Source organism: Dellaglioa sp. CoH-57-MRSF-21 (assembly GCF_056781915.1).
This window is the reverse complement of the sequence record NZ_JBXAXU010000005.1, coordinates 1-15001: the sequence shown is the minus strand read 5'-3', so window position 1 is coordinate 15001 and position 15001 is coordinate 1. Positions and strand designations below refer to the sequence as shown.

General features: G+C 35.7%; 17 protein-coding genes and 1 riboswitch. Of the genes, 13 read left to right on the top strand and 4 right to left on the bottom strand.

Going from position 1 to position 15001, the window contains the following annotated elements; translation table 11 throughout:
• Positions 1–23 precede the first annotated feature (23 nt).
• Together AC1RPQ_RS06130 and AC1RPQ_RS06125 are read left to right on the top strand one after the other, a co-directional pair.
• Complete coding sequence (locus AC1RPQ_RS06130) at positions 24–932, top strand: PTS system mannose/fructose/sorbose family transporter subunit IID (protein ID WP_481761738.1); 909 nt, start codon at positions 24–26, stop codon at positions 930–932.
• A 105-nt stretch (positions 933–1037) separates the two neighbouring features.
• Entirely contained in the window at positions 1038–1424 is a 387-nt protein-coding gene (locus tag AC1RPQ_RS06125; RefSeq protein ID WP_409021995.1) for a DUF956 family protein, read from the top strand.
• Positions 1425–1455: 31 nt separating this feature from the next.
• Here the strand turns inward: AC1RPQ_RS06125 and AC1RPQ_RS06120 are convergent, their stop codons facing one another.
• Positions 1456–1983, bottom strand: coding sequence for a hypothetical protein (locus AC1RPQ_RS06120; RefSeq protein WP_481761737.1), 528 nt, complete (start codon positions 1981–1983; stop codon positions 1456–1458).
• A gap of 216 nt (positions 1984–2199) precedes the next feature.
• Between AC1RPQ_RS06120 and AC1RPQ_RS06115 the strand changes: the two genes are divergently transcribed.
• The 3 genes from AC1RPQ_RS06115 (at position 2200) to AC1RPQ_RS06105 (ending at position 3727) form a co-directional block, all read left to right on the top strand.
• Entirely contained in the window at positions 2200–2892 is a 693-nt protein-coding gene (locus AC1RPQ_RS06115; protein WP_481761736.1) for a VIT1/CCC1 transporter family protein, read from the top strand.
• A gap of 54 nt (positions 2893–2946) precedes the next feature.
• On the top strand, positions 2947–3360 hold the full coding sequence (locus tag AC1RPQ_RS06110; protein WP_481761735.1) for a helix-turn-helix domain-containing protein: 414 nt from the start codon (positions 2947–2949) through the stop codon (positions 3358–3360).
• A gap of 166 nt (positions 3361–3526) precedes the next feature.
• Complete coding sequence (locus AC1RPQ_RS06105; protein WP_112251328.1) at positions 3527–3727, top strand: cold-shock protein; 201 nt, start codon at positions 3527–3529, stop codon at positions 3725–3727.
• A 90-nt stretch (positions 3728–3817) separates the two neighbouring features.
• Here the strand turns inward: AC1RPQ_RS06105 and AC1RPQ_RS06100 are convergent, their stop codons facing one another.
• Genes AC1RPQ_RS06100 through AC1RPQ_RS06090 form a run of 3 tightly spaced genes read right to left on the bottom strand, consistent with a single transcriptional unit; the run spans position 3818 to position 6135 of the window.
• Positions 3818–4897, bottom strand: a complete 1080-nt coding sequence (locus tag AC1RPQ_RS06100; protein WP_481761734.1) for an LCP family glycopolymer transferase — start codon at positions 4895–4897, stop codon at positions 3818–3820.
• A gap of 21 nt (positions 4898–4918) precedes the next feature.
• Positions 4919–5293, bottom strand: a complete 375-nt coding sequence (locus tag AC1RPQ_RS06095) for a DUF1634 domain-containing protein (protein WP_481761733.1) — start codon at positions 5291–5293, stop codon at positions 4919–4921.
• Positions 5293–6135: a sulfite exporter TauE/SafE family protein gene (locus AC1RPQ_RS06090; RefSeq protein WP_481761732.1), complete on the bottom strand. Its 843-nt coding sequence runs from the start codon at positions 6133–6135 to the stop codon at positions 5293–5295. Before AC1RPQ_RS06090 ends, AC1RPQ_RS06095 begins: the two co-directional genes overlap by 1 nt.
• Positions 6136–6319: 184 nt before the next feature.
• Between AC1RPQ_RS06090 and AC1RPQ_RS06085 the strand changes: the two genes are divergently transcribed.
• The 8 genes from AC1RPQ_RS06085 (at position 6320) to serS (ending at position 14722) form a co-directional block, all read left to right on the top strand.
• Positions 6320–6952: a phosphatase PAP2 family protein gene (locus AC1RPQ_RS06085; RefSeq protein ID WP_481761731.1), complete on the top strand. Its 633-nt coding sequence runs from the start codon at positions 6320–6322 to the stop codon at positions 6950–6952.
• A 3-nt stretch (positions 6953–6955) separates the two neighbouring features.
• Complete coding sequence (locus AC1RPQ_RS06080) at positions 6956–7477, top strand: GNAT family N-acetyltransferase (RefSeq protein WP_481761730.1); 522 nt, start codon at positions 6956–6958, stop codon at positions 7475–7477.
• Between the two features lie 86 nt (positions 7478–7563).
• Positions 7564–8097: an Rrf2 family transcriptional regulator gene (locus AC1RPQ_RS06075; RefSeq protein ID WP_481761729.1), complete on the top strand. Its 534-nt coding sequence runs from the start codon at positions 7564–7566 to the stop codon at positions 8095–8097.
• A gap of 135 nt (positions 8098–8232) precedes the next feature.
• Positions 8233–9912 carry an acetolactate synthase AlsS gene (gene alsS, locus AC1RPQ_RS06070; protein ID WP_481761728.1) on the top strand — a complete coding sequence of 560 codons (1680 nt, stop codon included), beginning with the start codon at positions 8233–8235 and terminating at the stop codon, positions 9910–9912.
• 26 nt (positions 9913–9938) lie between these two features.
• The gene (gene budA / locus AC1RPQ_RS06065; RefSeq protein ID WP_481761727.1) at positions 9939–10652 is read left to right on the top strand and encodes an acetolactate decarboxylase; all 714 of its coding nucleotides are present in this window, start codon (positions 9939–9941) and stop codon (positions 10650–10652) included.
• 44 nt (positions 10653–10696) lie between these two features.
• Positions 10697–10881: riboswitch (Lysine riboswitch) on the top strand.
• 124 nt (positions 10882–11005) lie between these two features.
• Positions 11006–12436 (top strand): amino acid permease, encoded by a 1431-nt coding sequence (locus AC1RPQ_RS06060; protein ID WP_481761726.1) that lies wholly within the window; start codon positions 11006–11008, stop codon positions 12434–12436.
• An 8-nt stretch (positions 12437–12444) separates the two neighbouring features.
• Complete coding sequence (locus AC1RPQ_RS06055; protein WP_481761725.1) at positions 12445–13176, top strand: M15 family metallopeptidase; 732 nt, start codon at positions 12445–12447, stop codon at positions 13174–13176.
• A gap of 277 nt (positions 13177–13453) precedes the next feature.
• Entirely contained in the window at positions 13454–14722 is a 1269-nt protein-coding gene (serS, locus tag AC1RPQ_RS06050) for a serine--tRNA ligase (protein WP_481761724.1), read from the top strand.
• The last annotated feature ends 279 nt before the right edge of the window (positions 14723–15001 follow it).

The window sequence follows — 15001 nt, the reverse complement described above, 5'->3', positions numbered from 1 at the left end:
ACTGGAAGAAGGAGGAATATATTATGGCAGATAAAATTGAATTAACTAAAAAAGATCGATTGGCTGTAGCATGGCGTTCAACGTTTATTCAAGGTTCATGGAACTACGAACGTATGCAAAATGGTGGTTGGACATTCTCAATGATTCCAGCAATTAAAAAATTATACAAAACTAAAGAAGAACGTACGTCAGCAATGAAACGACACATGGAATTCTTTAACACTCATCCTTATCTTGCTTCACCAATCCTTGGTGTTACATTAGCACTTGAAGAAGAACGTGCTAATGGTGCCCCTATTGATGATGTTGCAATTCAAGGTGTTAAAGTTGGTATGATGGGTCCTTTGGCTGGTGTCGGTGATCCCGTATTCTGGTTTACTGTTCGTCCAATGTTAGGTGCTTTAGGTGCTTCATTGGCTATGGGTGGTAACATTATGGGACCAATCATTTTCTTCGTAGCTTGGAATATCATCCGTATGGGATTCATGTGGTATACACAAGAATTCGGTTATAGAGCTGGTTCTAAGATTTCTGAAGATATGTCAGGTGGCTTATTACAAGATGTTACTAAAGGTGCTTCGGTACTGGGAATGTTCGTTTTAGCCGCATTAGTAGAACGTTGGGTTTCAATCAAATTTACGCCAGTTATTTCAACAGTTAAGTTGGATAAAGGTGCTTATATTGATTTTGATAAACTCCAAGGTGGAAAAGGCATGCAAACAGCTATGCAACAAGCTAGCGACGGTTTAGCTCTTTCACCAAATAAAGTAACAACATTACAAAATAACTTGGATCAATTAATTCCAGGTTTAGCAGCATTATTATTAACATTCTTCTGTATGTGGTTACTTAAGAAAAAAGTTTCACCAATTCTTATCATTCTAGGTTTATTCATAGTTGGTATCGGTGGACACGTACTTGGAATTTTATAAAATTTCAAAAAAACTCAGGAATTTTCCTGGGTTTTTTTATATGGTTCAATGCAATTAATTAAGGTATAATAAGATAACGTCAAAAAACATTGGAGTCGAAATACTATGGTCCAGTCAATTAATACAAAGGTAGACTTAACAATCGATGCAACTGCTTTCACAGGTTTAACTGATTATGGTAAAATCATGATTGGCGATAAAGGGTTTGAATTTTATAATGACCGTGATGCACGCAAGTTTATCCAAATTCCATGGGATGAAGTTGATCAAGTTATCGCGTCTGTGATGTTTAAAGGACGATGGATTCCGAGATATGCAATTAAAACGAAGAAGAATGGGACATTTACTTTTGCGTCTAAAAAACCAAAAATGGTGTTACGTGCAATGCGTAACTATGTTGATCCAGCTCATATGGTTCAATCACTTGGAATGGGCGATGTTTTAAAACGATCAGTTAAATCAATTTTTAATAAAAAAAGTAAAAATAAGTAATCAAAAAAACATTCTCATTGAGAATGTTTTTTTAGTAGATTAAAATATTTAAACGAAATTCTTCAAAACCATTATCAATTTGAAGTTCGTCGTCTTCGAACGTTAATTTCTTATAAGGACCGCCTGTCAAATAAGTGGCAATTTTATAATGTGGTAGGCCTGCCATAATATTATGGACCTGTAATGTATCCTCTTTTGGTAGGTAGCCGAGTTTTCGCATCACAGCTTGATCATCTTCAAAATAAAGTGCAATACGACTATTTTCATTGAATGATACAACATCTTCCTTTAAAGATAATTTATCAAATGACAAATCGACGGGATATTTCCAAACTTCAAGTTCTTCGTAATCAATAAGAAGGAGTAACTGAATGTTAGATTCTAAATCCTCATCGCGCCACCCTTTATTAATATTTTCATTTTTAGTTATTGTTTGTAAGACAACCTTAAAGTTTTGATTATAAAGTGATAAGTCATCAATTTCGGCATCAAGGTACCAAGGATGATTATTTTTAATTTCAAAATAGGGACTAATTGGGTATTTTTTTGAGTCAGACATTTGATTCACCTCTTTCGAACAATTGCTTTAAGTATATCCTATAATGGGTTGAAATGCAGGTCCTTTCGATTTCTAGTAGTCAGTCTTTATCTATGGTAAGATTGTGTCCCATTTAAGATAAGGCAATCATGTTCCTTAACGAAATTAATAAACCCGACTGATAATCGTTCCCAATTAGCTTATACTTAAATGATTGGAAATGGAGTGAATCATTTGATGAATAGTCGTGCATTAAAAGTAGGAATGGCTTTATCAACGAAATTAAATATTTTAAGAGCAGGGGTATTAGGTGCTAATGATGGCATCATCTCAGTTGCAGGCGTTATTCTGGGGATGGCCGGTGCTAGTCAAGGTAAGTACTATCTTGTCTTAGCTGGACTTGCTGGTATGTTTGCGGGAGCGTTCTCAATGGCTGGTGGTGAATACGTCTCAGTTTCTGCACAAAGGGATACACAAAAATCGATTATCCATTCAGCTGCAAAAAAGTTAAAAGAAAATCGTGAATTTGAAATTGAACGATTAATTAATATCTACCAAGCAAAGGGATTCTCGCGGATGGTCGCAACGGATGTGGTCAATGAACTAATGTCTCAAAATGAACTAGAAAATTACTGTAAAGAAGTTAACAATATTGATGTCGGTGAGTACTTAAATCCGTGGCACGCAGCGATGTCCTCAATGACATCCTTTGTAGTTGGCTCGCTAGTTCCATTATTATTAATAGCGATACTCCCAACTGAGTTTATGATTCCACTGACGGTTATTGGCGTTGCTTTAGCTTTACTTTTAACAGGGGCAGTAAGCGGGATATTAGGGCGTAATAATATTAGACATGCCATGGTAAGAAATGTTTTTGTTGGATTAGTAACAATGGCTGTAACTTATTATATTGGCGGTTTATTTGGTTAAAAACCTACCCTTTTTTTAAAAAAGAGGTATGCTTATCTAAAGGAGGTGTTGTTGATGTTTCCGGAAAGATTAAAAGCATTGCGCAGAGGTAGTGGATTAACGCTAACTCAATTAGCTGTTGGATTAAATCAGTCTCAAAAATCGAATCATAACTTGAATTCTGGCCCGCAGATTGGTAGTTGGGAGCGTGGTATTAATACACCCTCATATCTTGAAGTCAGAAAGTTGGCCGAATTCTTTCATGTTTCAATTGATTTTTTAGTTGGTCAAACTAACGATGAATTGATTGATCTTGAAGATTTATTCGCACGGACGGCAACACTTTTATACCGCGATAAAATTTTATCAGGTAGTGATCGTTATGAAGTTATTCAAATGATTCAAGGATATTTAATGGGTAAATACCAGCCATATAATCTGGAAGAAAATGATGATTTAGCGTTACCACTTGAAGATGAAAACAACTAAATAAAAGCGCTATTTTAGAATTTGTTTTTACAATTAGACGTGATATAATTTAGGTGGCTTTTCAAATCAAATGAAGTTGATGAGTGTCTTCGGAAACGATATCAACTGGGACGATTTGAGAGTCATAAATAAAACGTGTCACATAGACACAAGGAGGATTTTATTCATGGAACAAGGTACAGTAAAATGGTTTAACGCAGATAAAGGTTTTGGTTTCATTACTCGCGAAGATGGTAGTGATGTATTCGTACATTTCTCAGCTATTCAAGGTGACGGTTTTAAAACATTAGACGAAGGTCAAAAAGTAACTTTTGACGTTGAAGATAGTGACCGTGGACCACAAGCAGTAAACGTAAACAAAGACTAATTTAAAATCTAAACAACTTGCCATTTAGGTGAGTTGTTTTTTTATGCAAAAAAGTAGGCCGTCAATCCCCGATTGACGGCCTACTTTTAACTATTCACGAGTTGTATTAATTTTTGTATCGGCTGTTAAAGTATTTCCAGTTTTAGCTGGAACCAAGCCAAGTGTGGAACGTAATTTATCAGTGATACGTTGTTTTTCAGTTTCGCTGGCAATTTCAAAAGCTTCTCCATTGACCATTGTTCCTGTACCTTGTAGATAATCTGAATGTGAATGATGTGTTGCCTTACGATAATTGGTACCTAAGACGGTAAGATCATTGAATGTTAAATCAGTTTTCATTTGAGATGACATTGTATTTAAAAATTTATCGTCTAATAAATTTTGAAGTTGTGTACTTTTTAAAGCCACTGCCATAATAATCTGACGTTGGCGTTTTTGTCGACCGTAATCGCCAAGAGGATCATCATATCTCATGCGGGCATACGAAAGGGCTTGTTTACCGTTGACATGAGTTTTAACGCCTTTTTTGAAGCTGGCACCATTATAAGAAAAAGATAGTGGTGGATTAACGTCAACACCGTCAACAGCATCAACTAGTGATTCTAAACCGCCCATGTTGATTGTTGCGTAGAAATCAATGGGTACATTGAAATATTTTTCAACAGTTTTAACGGCAGTTGCAGCACCACCATAAGCATAGGCAGCGTTTATCTTACTTGGAAAATCTGATTCATGGTCTGAAACCGCAACTTCAGTATCACGCGGTAAACTGATTAAGGTCATTGATTCTGTTTTAGGGTTAAGTGTGGCAACGATTAAAGTATCCGTTCGGCCACCAGTTTTAGCACGACCCAAGGCACCATCATCAGAACCTAAAAGTAAAATCGAAATAGGATGGTCCTTTTCCAAAACCGCTGCGACATTTCTAGTTTTAGCAATTTTAGTAGAAGTATAGATTTTATCAGCTGCATTTTTAGCGTTTGAGTATTTATGGTAGGCATAAACGCCACCGCAGATAGCAGCGATTATTATAATGATTAACCAAATTAAGCGACGACGTTTCTTGTTTTGCTTTTTATTTTTTCTTTCGCGTTTTGGTAAAGGCAGGTGATTAGTTGTTTCTTGGTGTAGTAGTTGTTCTTTATGATAGTTTTCTCGACGACTTGACATTGAAATGTTCCCCTTTATTAATTAATGTTCGCCAATAAAAAAGCCAGCAATTAAAATGACTAAAACGATGACGGTAATTTTAACGTACAGATAATCTTTTTCTTTGTAGAAAGCATAAATTGAAATAACGACACGAAGAATTGGTGTTAGTATTAAGCAAAATAGCCCAAGCATCATAATTGCGTAAGGTTTAAGTGCGACAATTCCAGAAATGATAGCAGAAAATGAAGTTGGAAATGTATTACCTTGATAGCCTGTTGAACCTGTAACTAAGGATAGGATAAGACCAATAATCATAATTATCGCAGAAATGAAAACGCCAATTCTTAGTATTTGACCAATCATTAATTCAATTTTTGCCATTTCGGCTGATGTGTTATTTTTTTCATTCATCATTAGATAGATACCCCGAATCCTTTTAGAATCATCTGAATGCTGACATACAATAGTACAGGTACAAAAATGAGGCGAATTATTTTTGCGGGTAGGTATTGCATTGCACGCGAACCAATTGATGAACCAACTAAAATTCCTAGCGCTAATGGAACCGCAATATCAGGTCTAATTGAACCATTGAAAAAGTAGACGGTCGCACTTGCGGCAGCGGTGACACCCATCATTAAGTTACTTGTTGAACTTGATGGTTTCAACGGCATTTTCATTGCAGTATCCATTGCCATAACTTTGAAAATACCAGATCCGATTCCTAGTAGTCCACTAGCAACTCCAGCACCAAGCATAATCGCCATCCCACCTGGAACATTTTCGACTTGATAATCAACTTGTTTTTTTAGTTGTTTATCATAGTACGAACTATTCAGTTTAAATTTGGTAGATAAATAATCAGGTTCAGCTGATTTTAAAACTTCTTCACCTACAAAAATTTTTTTAAGCATGTTGTAGACAGAAAGTAGCAAAAAAGCACCGAATAAAATGAAGAGAAAGGATGTATTAAAGACTCCTGTTAAGAGTGCTCCACAAATCGCACCAATTGTCGTTGCGATTTCTAAAAACATGGCGACCCTCAAATTTAAAACGTCATCTTTTAGAAATGCAATTGTAGCACCAGAACTCGTTGCGATAACGGCAATGATACTAGCACCAATAGCGTATTTAATATCTAATCCCATCATTAAAGTTAAGACCGGGGTGACAATGATGCCGCCACCTAATCCTAAGATAGATCCTAGAGCACCTGCCACAAGACCAGCGGCAAGCATAAGTAGTAGCGTATTCATTATTTATTTTCAACTCTTTTCTAAATTTATAAAGATATCCTATTTTACCATAAACTTACATAAAATTGAGCATTTGCTTGATTTCTGTATGAATTCTTAAAGATTTTGGTAACTAACTTTAAACAAATTAAAAAATATGATAAATTATGTGGATAAAATAGACTGTAATTAAGAGGTTAGAGTAATGATTAATAAGAATAAACTTTATGGAGTAGTCATAATAGGCAGTGGACTATTCGCAATATTGACGTTATTAATAGTAACAAAAAATAATTTTATTCATGGTATAGATAATAATATCATTGCAGTTGTTAGGTTTCATCCTACAGCGCAACTAGACCAAGTGATGCAGATAATCAGTTGGCTAAGTAGTCCGATGATGATAGGGTTGTATTCAGTCATTTTGATGATTATTTTATATAAATTACGACGAGGTGTACTCGCTATTTGGACAGGGATGACCATAATGACTGGAGCACTGTTAATTAAGCTCATTAAAAGTAGCGTCCAGAGACCTCGACCAGTGGGGCATGGATCAATTACTGGATTCAGTTTCCCCAGTGGACATACGTTCGGGGTGGCATTATTTTGTCTAACGATAATGAGTATTATGCTGGTAGAATTTAAGTATAGTAAACAATTTTTGATTAACTGCTTATTAGCGATATGGATCATGATGATTATGATTTCAAGAGTATATCTACAAGCTCACTTTCCGACGGATACGGTAGGCGCTGTTCTTTTAACAGTCACTTGGATAGCCATTGCACGCGTTATATATCTAAAAATTCTGAATAAATTTAAAATTGAGGGCTAAAAAATGAATCAATATGAAACGAAACGGCTTGTGGTACGTCCGTTATGCTCATCAGACATAAATGACATATATGAATATGCTTGTGATGAAACGGTTGGTCAAATGGCTGGCTTTTTACCCGTGAATTCATTGGCTGAAGCTAGTTTGTTCGTTGCGACGCTACAAAAACAAAGTATATTTGCGATTGAGTGTAAAGGAAATCAAAAAGTAGTCGGTAATATCGGTTTATATGAAGTAGTTGATGAGAATCAAGAACCTAGTTTGGTAGTTAAAGAGGTTGGCTATGCACTAAATCCTATTTTTAAGAATCAAGGGATAATGACTGAAGCAGTTCAAGGACTTTTAACAATGGCTCAGGCGTTAGATTTAGAACGTGTAATTGGCGTGACAACTATTGAAAATAAAGCATCTATCAAAGTGTTAAAAAAATCCAATTTTAAATTTGTTGAAAAAAGAGCGGTTTCATCCCTTTTTCAACCTGCTGCTCTAATTAATGAAATTGTTTATGCGGTTGATTTAAAATAATCAATACCAATTGTCAACGACATATGTTATCCTTTATTCGTATATATAGAACTATTTGAAAATTAATCAACCGGGGGTAGCTGACTATGCAATTAACAAAAGGATTTGAACAAGCAGCGTGTATTATTTCTTTATTGGCAACGCAGGATAAGGGTGTGCCAATTTCATCGCAAGTAATCAACGCTCGTCTTGGTGGTTCACAAACTTATCTTCGTAAAATTATGCGTAAGTTAGTCGTTGCGGGACTTGTGAAATCTGTTTCAGGTAATAATGGCGGTTTTACGTTAGCAAGGGATGCTAAGGATATCAATTTATTAGAAATTGTGGAGGCTTCGGAAGGAAAGATTGAAACCTATCCAAACTTCGGTTTCTTTGATCGTGTATTTCGTGAATTTAAACAAGATACAGAAAAAGCAACCGTCGTCGTTAATAGTGTTTTTGCTGAAGCGGATAAACGTTGGGCTAATTATTTAGAGTCACAAACGGTTTATCAACTAATTGCAGCAACGTTTGACGAAACTGAAATTCCTTTAATTAATTGGAATGAAGAAGATATCAGTGGTCAACGTAAATTAATCATTCAAAAAATTGTCGAAAATGTAACCGGAAATCATAAATAACGAAACCATTATTAACCATAACTGGGTTAATAATGGTTTTTTATTTAGGCTTACATTTGGTAAGTTTAAACCATAGTCATTTATTTGTGAAAATGCTATCATGGATACTACTAAAACAAATTCGGAGGAAATCTAATGACAGATAATAAATATTACGGCGCAGATGCCATTGTTGATAGTTTAATAAATCATGATGTGAAATATGTATTTGGTATTCCTGGTGCAAAAATTGATCGTGTTTTTGAAAAATTGGAACATCCGACGAATTCTAAATCGCCAGAATTAATTATTACGCGCCATGAACAAAATGCAGCATTTATGGCTGCTGGGATTGGTCGTATTACAGGTAAACCGGGGGTTGTTTTAACGACTTCCGGACCTGGTGCAAGTAATTTGGCAACAGGCGTTGTGACGGCTACGGCAGAAGGTGATCCTGTTCTTGCTATTTCTGGTCAAGTGAAACGTTCAGATTTAACGAGACTAACGCATCAAAGTATGAATAACACGGCATTATTTGAACCAATCACTAAATATAGTGCAGAGGTTCAAGAACCTGAGAATATTTCAGAAGTGATTGCTAATGCTTACCAAGAAGCTGAGGCTGCAAAGCAAGGGGCAAGTTTCGTTAGTATTCCCCAAGATGTAACAGATTCAGAAGTGAAAACAAAAGTTATCCAGCCTTTAATGGCACCTAAATTAGGTCCCGCTAGCCCGGTAGAAAGTACACTTTTAGCACAAGAAATTAAAGCAGCAAAATTACCTGTTTTACTTGTGGGAATGCGGGCATCTTCACCAGAAGTAACAAAAGCTATTCGTAATTTAGTTGAAGCAACGAATCTACCTGTTGTGGAAACATTTCAAGCCGCTGGTGTGATATCGCGTGAATTAGTCGGTGATTTCTTTGGTCGTGTGGGCTTATTCAGAAATCAACCAGGGGATCAATTACTTAAAAAGAGCGATTTAGTTATTACAATTGGCTATGATCCTATTGAATATGAACCACGTAACTGGAATGCAGAAGGAACAGCTAATATTGTTGTTGTTGACGATATGCGTTCAGAGATTGATCATAATTTCCAACCAAAGAAAGAGTTAGTGGGCGACATCGCGCAAACACTTGAATTTTTATTACCCTATATGAAAGGCTATCAAATGGCATCTGAATCTCGTGAGTATTTAGATGGCTTACAAGAAAAATTACAGGCTAGGGATGAAGCGCCAGTTGTGACAAGTGACACATTAACCAGTCATCCATTAAGCATTATCCAAGAATTACAAAAACGTGTTTCAGATGAAATGACGGTAGCAGTTGATGTCGGTAGTTTCTACATTTGGATCGCGCGACATTTTAGAAGTTATGAACCACGTCATTTATTATTTAGTAATGGGATGCAAACATTAGGAGTTGCGTTACCTTGGGCAATTTCAGCGGCCTTAGTTCGACCTAATACACAAATCGTCTCAATTTCTGGAGATGGTGGATTCTTGTTTTCAGCCCAAGATTTGGAAACAGCGGTTCGTTTGAATCTGAATATTGTTCATATTATTTGGAATGATGGACACTACGATATGGTTAAATTCCAAGAAGAAATGAAATATGGTCAATCTGCCGGTGTGAATTTTGGCGCAGTGGATTTTGTGAAATATGCGGAAAGTTTTGGTGCAAAAGGCTTACGCGTTGAAAAAGCACAAGATTTAGCTAAAACATTAGATGAAGCATTTGCAACTAATGGTCCTGTTATTGTTGATATACCAGTTGATTATAAAGATAATCAAGAATTAGGACAATCAATTTTAATGGATCAATTATATTAAAATAATTTTCAAGAGAGGTCAACGACATGCAAGATATAAAAAAGGTTTATCAACATGGTACCTTAGCAACATTAATTGAAGGCTTGTACGAAGGCACATTGAGTGTTGGAGAATTATTGAAACATGGTGATTACGGAATTGGAACTGTTGGTGATTTAGATGGCGAAATGATTGTGATTGACGGAAAGGCTTTCCAGATTACTGCAAAAGGTCAAATTAATCAAGTTAGCGATGACGTTCTTGTTCCATTTGCGACAGTCCATTTTAATCAAGCAGACGCATCTATTCAATTTGAAAATGTGGCAGGAAATGTTTTAGAAGAGCAATTACTTGAATTATATCCTTACCAAAATTTATTTTTTAGTGTTCTTATTAAAGGAACATTTAGTAAAATGAGTACACGATCTGTTGCTAAACAAAGTAAACCGTATCCAGAATTAACTGCGGTAACTGCCAAACAATCGGAATTTGAAGAAGAAGATATTGATGGAACAGCTATTGGCTATTTCACACCTGAGTTATTTCAAGGAATTGGTGCAGCGGGATTCCATATTCATTTTTTATCTGATGAAAATAAAATGGGTGGACATATTTTAGATTATCATTTAAAAAATGGGGTTGTGAGTTTACAGCCATTTAGTTCGATTGAACAACACTTTCCAATCGAAAATGAAGCTTTTTTAAAAAATGAAACAGATATTGAAAAGTTGCATGATGAAATTAATATAGCTGAAAATTAGGATACAGCTTGCAAAATATCAGTGAATTGATTATAGTAAGAATTATCGAAAGAAGAGGATGCAGTTTTCATAAGTATGTTTAATGAAGCAATTAAGTGCTGAAGAAGTTAAACTGAAAGGGTGAACTGCCGAAGTGGATGCTAACTTAGATTTAGTGACTGCTGGGGTCTGATTTAATAAGTCAGAAACTGTCGTGATTATATAGTAATCACGGGGCGCTTATAACGATTTGACTGAGTCTATTAATCTGAGTCTTTTTGTATAACGCGTAATAGTGTTGTACAAAAGGTCTCTTTTTCTTTTCTCAATTTTAAAAATCACGAGTGCTCCTCTATATATAGGGGGGATTTCATATGGCAGAACAAGAAGGTATGCACCGAGAGTTAAAAACAAGACACTTATCAATGATTGCCTTGGGTGGAAGTATTGGAACAGGCTTATTCGTTGCGAGTGGGTCAGCAATTTCGAAGGCAGGGCCAGGTGGTGCGTTACTAGCTTACATTGGCATTGGAATTATGGTTTACTTTTTAATGACTAGTTTAGGTGAAATGGCAACGTATTTACCAGTTTCAGGGTCGTTTGCGGTTTATTCAACGCGATTTGTTGATCCTGCGATGGGTTTTGCAATGGGTTGGAATTACTGGTTTAACTGGGCAATTACATTGGCTGTTGATATTAGTACAGCTGCCTTGGTTATGCAATTTTGGTTGCCAGATGTACCAGGATGGATTTTTAGTACAATCTCGTTAGTTATTATTTTTTCAATTAATGCGTTGTCAGTTAAATCATTTGGTGAAACAGAATATTGGTTATCAATTATTAAAGTGGTGACTGTCATTGTCTTCTTAATCGTTGGTGTATTGACTATATTTGGTATTCTAGGTGGCCATGCAACGGGACTTGAAAACTTTACAATGAAGAAAGCTCCATTTGTTGGTGGTGTTCCAATGATTCTAAGTGTATTCGTCGTCGCTGGTTTCTCTTTCCAAGGAACTGAATTAATCGGTATTACGGCGGGAGAATCAGAAACGCCTGAAAAGAGTATTCCAAAAGCAATTAAACAAGTGTTTTGGCGGATTCTACTATTCTATATTTTCGCTATTTTTATCATTGCAGCAATTATTCCGTATACAAGTCCAGATTTACTCGGCTCAAGCGCATCAGATATTTCAATTAGTCCATTTACATTGGTCTTTCAAAGAGCTGGGTTAGCCTCTGCAGCAAGTGTTATGAATGCAGTTATCTTAACATCTGTACTTTCAGCTGCAAATTCAGGAATGTATGCATCAACTCGAATGCTTCATTCACTTGCGGAACAGGGTTACGCTCCTAAAAAGTTTAAACAAACGAATAGTCGTGGTATTCCAATGGCAGCACTAGTGGGAACAACATTTATCGGATTACTCACATTTTTAGCAAGTGTTTTTGGAGCAAAAGTGTATGTCTTTTTACTGAGTGCTAGTGGGTTAACTGGATTCATCGCTTGGCTAGGAATTGCAATCTCACATTACAGATTTAGAAAAGCGTTCAAAGCGCAAGGACATGAAGTGTCAGAATTAAAGTACTCTGCAAAATGGTTCCCAGTGGGCCCTATTTTAGCGCTTGTTCTTTGTATTTTAGTTATTCTTGGACAAGATATTCAATCATTTAAAAATTTTGATTGGGAAGCAATCTCGGTTAGTTATATGAGCATTCCGTTATTTGTTATCTTGTACACATATTATAAAATACGCTATAAAACAAAATTAATTCCATTAAAAGATGTAGATTTATCAAAGAAATGAGGCACATTTTGACTAGAAGAAAATGGATGATGATGGTAGTAATGATGTGTGCACTATTAATAGGTGCATGCGGTAAGAAAGCGAATACGACACCTAGCCATAAAACGGTAAAAGTCACACAAAAAAGTGAGCTACCTAAAGGTGTAAAGGCAAATGATTGGAATTTAATATTAGTTAATTCAGAGCATAAACTCAAGCAAGAACTGGATTTTAAACAGAAAATAGATGGAAATGTTATTGTAAATTCAAAAATTGAGAGTGCTTTGAATGATTTTGTATCAGCAGCAAATAAGGCCGGGTATAAGGCGTCACTGGTATCTGGTTATCGATCAATTAGCTACCAAAAAGAGGTCTATGCAGACTCAATTAAAAGCTATGAAAATTCGGGAAAGTCAGTTGCTCAGGCTAAACAATTAACAAAAGAGTATGTGGCAGAACCAGGATCAAGCGAACATCACACCGGACTAGCAGTCGATATGATGTCATCAAATTGGTATGCCAAACATAATGATTTAGATAATAGTAGTGAAACAGATAAGGGTCAAAAATGGTTAATCAACCATGCGGTAAATTATGGATTTATATTGAGATTCCCGAAAGATAAAGAAAAATCGACTAAAATTGATTATGAAACATGGCATTTCCGCTATGTTGGTAAAAGTAACGCGAAATATATAGTTAAGCATCATCTTTCGTTAGAAGAGTATATCGATTTGCTTAATAAAGCGGGTAAGAATTAAACTTGCAATTTAATAAAACAACGCTTATTATTAAAGTAATAAATAAACACGGAAAACGTTATAAGTAGGCATTTAAGAGACGTAATGGTGGTGGAAATTACGAAGCTGAAAATCCGGCGTGAATAAGTGGGTGGGTAATGCCACACGGGAGACCGTTATCTATTTGAGTGTGACAAATGATTATTTGTCGAACTTGGGTGGTACCGCGAAAATGAGCCTTTCGTCCCAATTAGTGGATGAGTGGGCTTTTTTTATACAAAAAAAGGAGGAACAGAATATGTTAGATATTAAAATGATTCGTCAAAATGTCGATGAAGTTAAGGAACAATTGGGTAATCGTGGGGTAAAACCAGAGATTATTGATGAAATGGTTGAAAAGGATCGTAAACGTAGGGATATTATTGTTCAAACCGAAACTTTAAAAAAGAAAAGAAACGATGTATCGCAAGCTATTGCACAATTAAAACGAAATAAAGAAAATGCAGATGCTCAAATCGAAGAAATGAAAAAAGTCGGAGATGAAATTAAAGCATTTGATGAAGAATTAAAGGTTTTAGATGCAGACGTAACAGATATGGCATCGCGACTACCAAATATGCCAAATAAAACGATTCCAGTAGGTCCTGATGAAGATTCAAACATTGAATTAAGAAAAGTAGGTACACCAAGAACTTTTGATTTTGAGCCGAAAGCACATTGGGAAATCGGTGAAAATTTAGATATTTTAGATTTTGAACGTGGCGCTAAAGTGTCGGGCAGTCGATTCCTATACTATAAAGGATGGGGAGCTCGTTTAGAACGTGCTTTATACAATTTTATGCTTGATCAACATGCAATTGATGGTTATACAGAGATTATTCCTCCATATATTGTTAATGATGAGTCAATGTACGGAACTGGTCAATTTCCGAAGTTTAAGGAAGACGTTTTTCAAATCGCAAATGAAAATTTAACGTTAATTCCAACAGCAGAAGTACCATTAACTAATTACTACAGGGATGAAGTTATTCCGGAAGAAAAATTACCAGTATATTTCACAGCTCTCTCACCCTCATTCAGATCTGAAGCAGGAAGCGCTGGAAGAGATACACGTGGATTGATTAGATTGCATCAATTTAATAAAGTTGAAATGGTGAAATATACTAAACCAGAAGATTCATATGCAGAACTAGAAAAAATGACAAGTGATGCAGGCAGAATTATGGAAAAACTTGGGTTACCATATCATGTGATAACATTGTCAACGGGAGATATGGGATTCTCAGCAGCAATGACACATGATTTAGAGGTTTGGTTACCTGCACAAAATATGTATCGTGAAATTTCAAGTTGTTCTAATACTGAAGCATTTCAGGCTCGTAGGGCTCATATCCAATATAGGGATGATGATGGAAAATTACAGTTTGTACACACGTTGAATGGTTCAGGATTGGCAGTTGGTCGTACGCTAGCAGCAGTTCTTGAAAATTATCAGAATGAAGACGGGTCGGTAACTATTCCGGAAGTTCTTCAACCATACATGGGTGGATTAGACATTATTAAATAGCTTTTATCAAAAAAGCGACTTAAACTTATCAATTCGATGAGGTTAAGTCGCTTTTTTGATAAAGTAATAATTAATAAATCAAATTTATCTGTAATGAAGTATTGACAGGGTGTATACCAGATGGTATATTAATAAAGCTGATTGATACGGCAAGAAGAAATGAATATTTATTCAAAAAAATTCTTGACAAATCATGACGTGGTTGATATGATATAAAAGTTGTCAAAAGCAACCAAGTAGATCTTTGAAAACTGAACAAATTTTCGACAAATCAAATGT

Excerpts from the sequence above, each read along its gene's own strand:
- AC1RPQ_RS06130 (WP_481761738.1), top strand. The coding sequence starts at position 24 with ATGGCAGATAAAATTGAATTAACTAAAAAAGATCGATTGGCTGTAGCA.
- AC1RPQ_RS06125 (WP_409021995.1), top strand. The coding sequence starts at position 1,038 with ATGGTCCAGTCAATTAATACAAAGGTAGACTTAACAATCGATGCAACT.
- AC1RPQ_RS06120 (WP_481761737.1), bottom strand. The coding sequence starts at position 1,983 with ATGTCTGACTCAAAAAAATACCCAATTAGTCCCTATTTTGAAATTAAA.
- AC1RPQ_RS06115 (WP_481761736.1), top strand. The coding sequence starts at position 2,200 with ATGAATAGTCGTGCATTAAAAGTAGGAATGGCTTTATCAACGAAATTA.
- AC1RPQ_RS06110 (WP_481761735.1), top strand. The coding sequence starts at position 2,947 with ATGTTTCCGGAAAGATTAAAAGCATTGCGCAGAGGTAGTGGATTAACG.
- AC1RPQ_RS06105 (WP_112251328.1), top strand. The coding sequence starts at position 3,527 with ATGGAACAAGGTACAGTAAAATGGTTTAACGCAGATAAAGGTTTTGGT.
- AC1RPQ_RS06100 (WP_481761734.1), bottom strand. The coding sequence starts at position 4,897 with ATGTCAAGTCGTCGAGAAAACTATCATAAAGAACAACTACTACACCAA.
- AC1RPQ_RS06095 (WP_481761733.1), bottom strand. The coding sequence starts at position 5,293 with ATGATGAATGAAAAAAATAACACATCAGCCGAAATGGCAAAAATTGAA.
- AC1RPQ_RS06090 (WP_481761732.1), bottom strand. The coding sequence starts at position 6,135 with ATGAATACGCTACTACTTATGCTTGCCGCTGGTCTTGTGGCAGGTGCT.
- AC1RPQ_RS06085 (WP_481761731.1), top strand. The coding sequence starts at position 6,320 with ATGATTAATAAGAATAAACTTTATGGAGTAGTCATAATAGGCAGTGGA.
- AC1RPQ_RS06080 (WP_481761730.1), top strand. The coding sequence starts at position 6,956 with ATGAATCAATATGAAACGAAACGGCTTGTGGTACGTCCGTTATGCTCA.
- AC1RPQ_RS06075 (WP_481761729.1), top strand. The coding sequence starts at position 7,564 with ATGCAATTAACAAAAGGATTTGAACAAGCAGCGTGTATTATTTCTTTA.
- alsS (WP_481761728.1), top strand. The coding sequence starts at position 8,233 with ATGACAGATAATAAATATTACGGCGCAGATGCCATTGTTGATAGTTTA.
- budA (WP_481761727.1), top strand. The coding sequence starts at position 9,939 with ATGCAAGATATAAAAAAGGTTTATCAACATGGTACCTTAGCAACATTA.
- AC1RPQ_RS06060 (WP_481761726.1), top strand. The coding sequence starts at position 11,006 with ATGGCAGAACAAGAAGGTATGCACCGAGAGTTAAAAACAAGACACTTA.
- serS (WP_481761724.1), top strand. The coding sequence starts at position 13,454 with ATGTTAGATATTAAAATGATTCGTCAAAATGTCGATGAAGTTAAGGAA.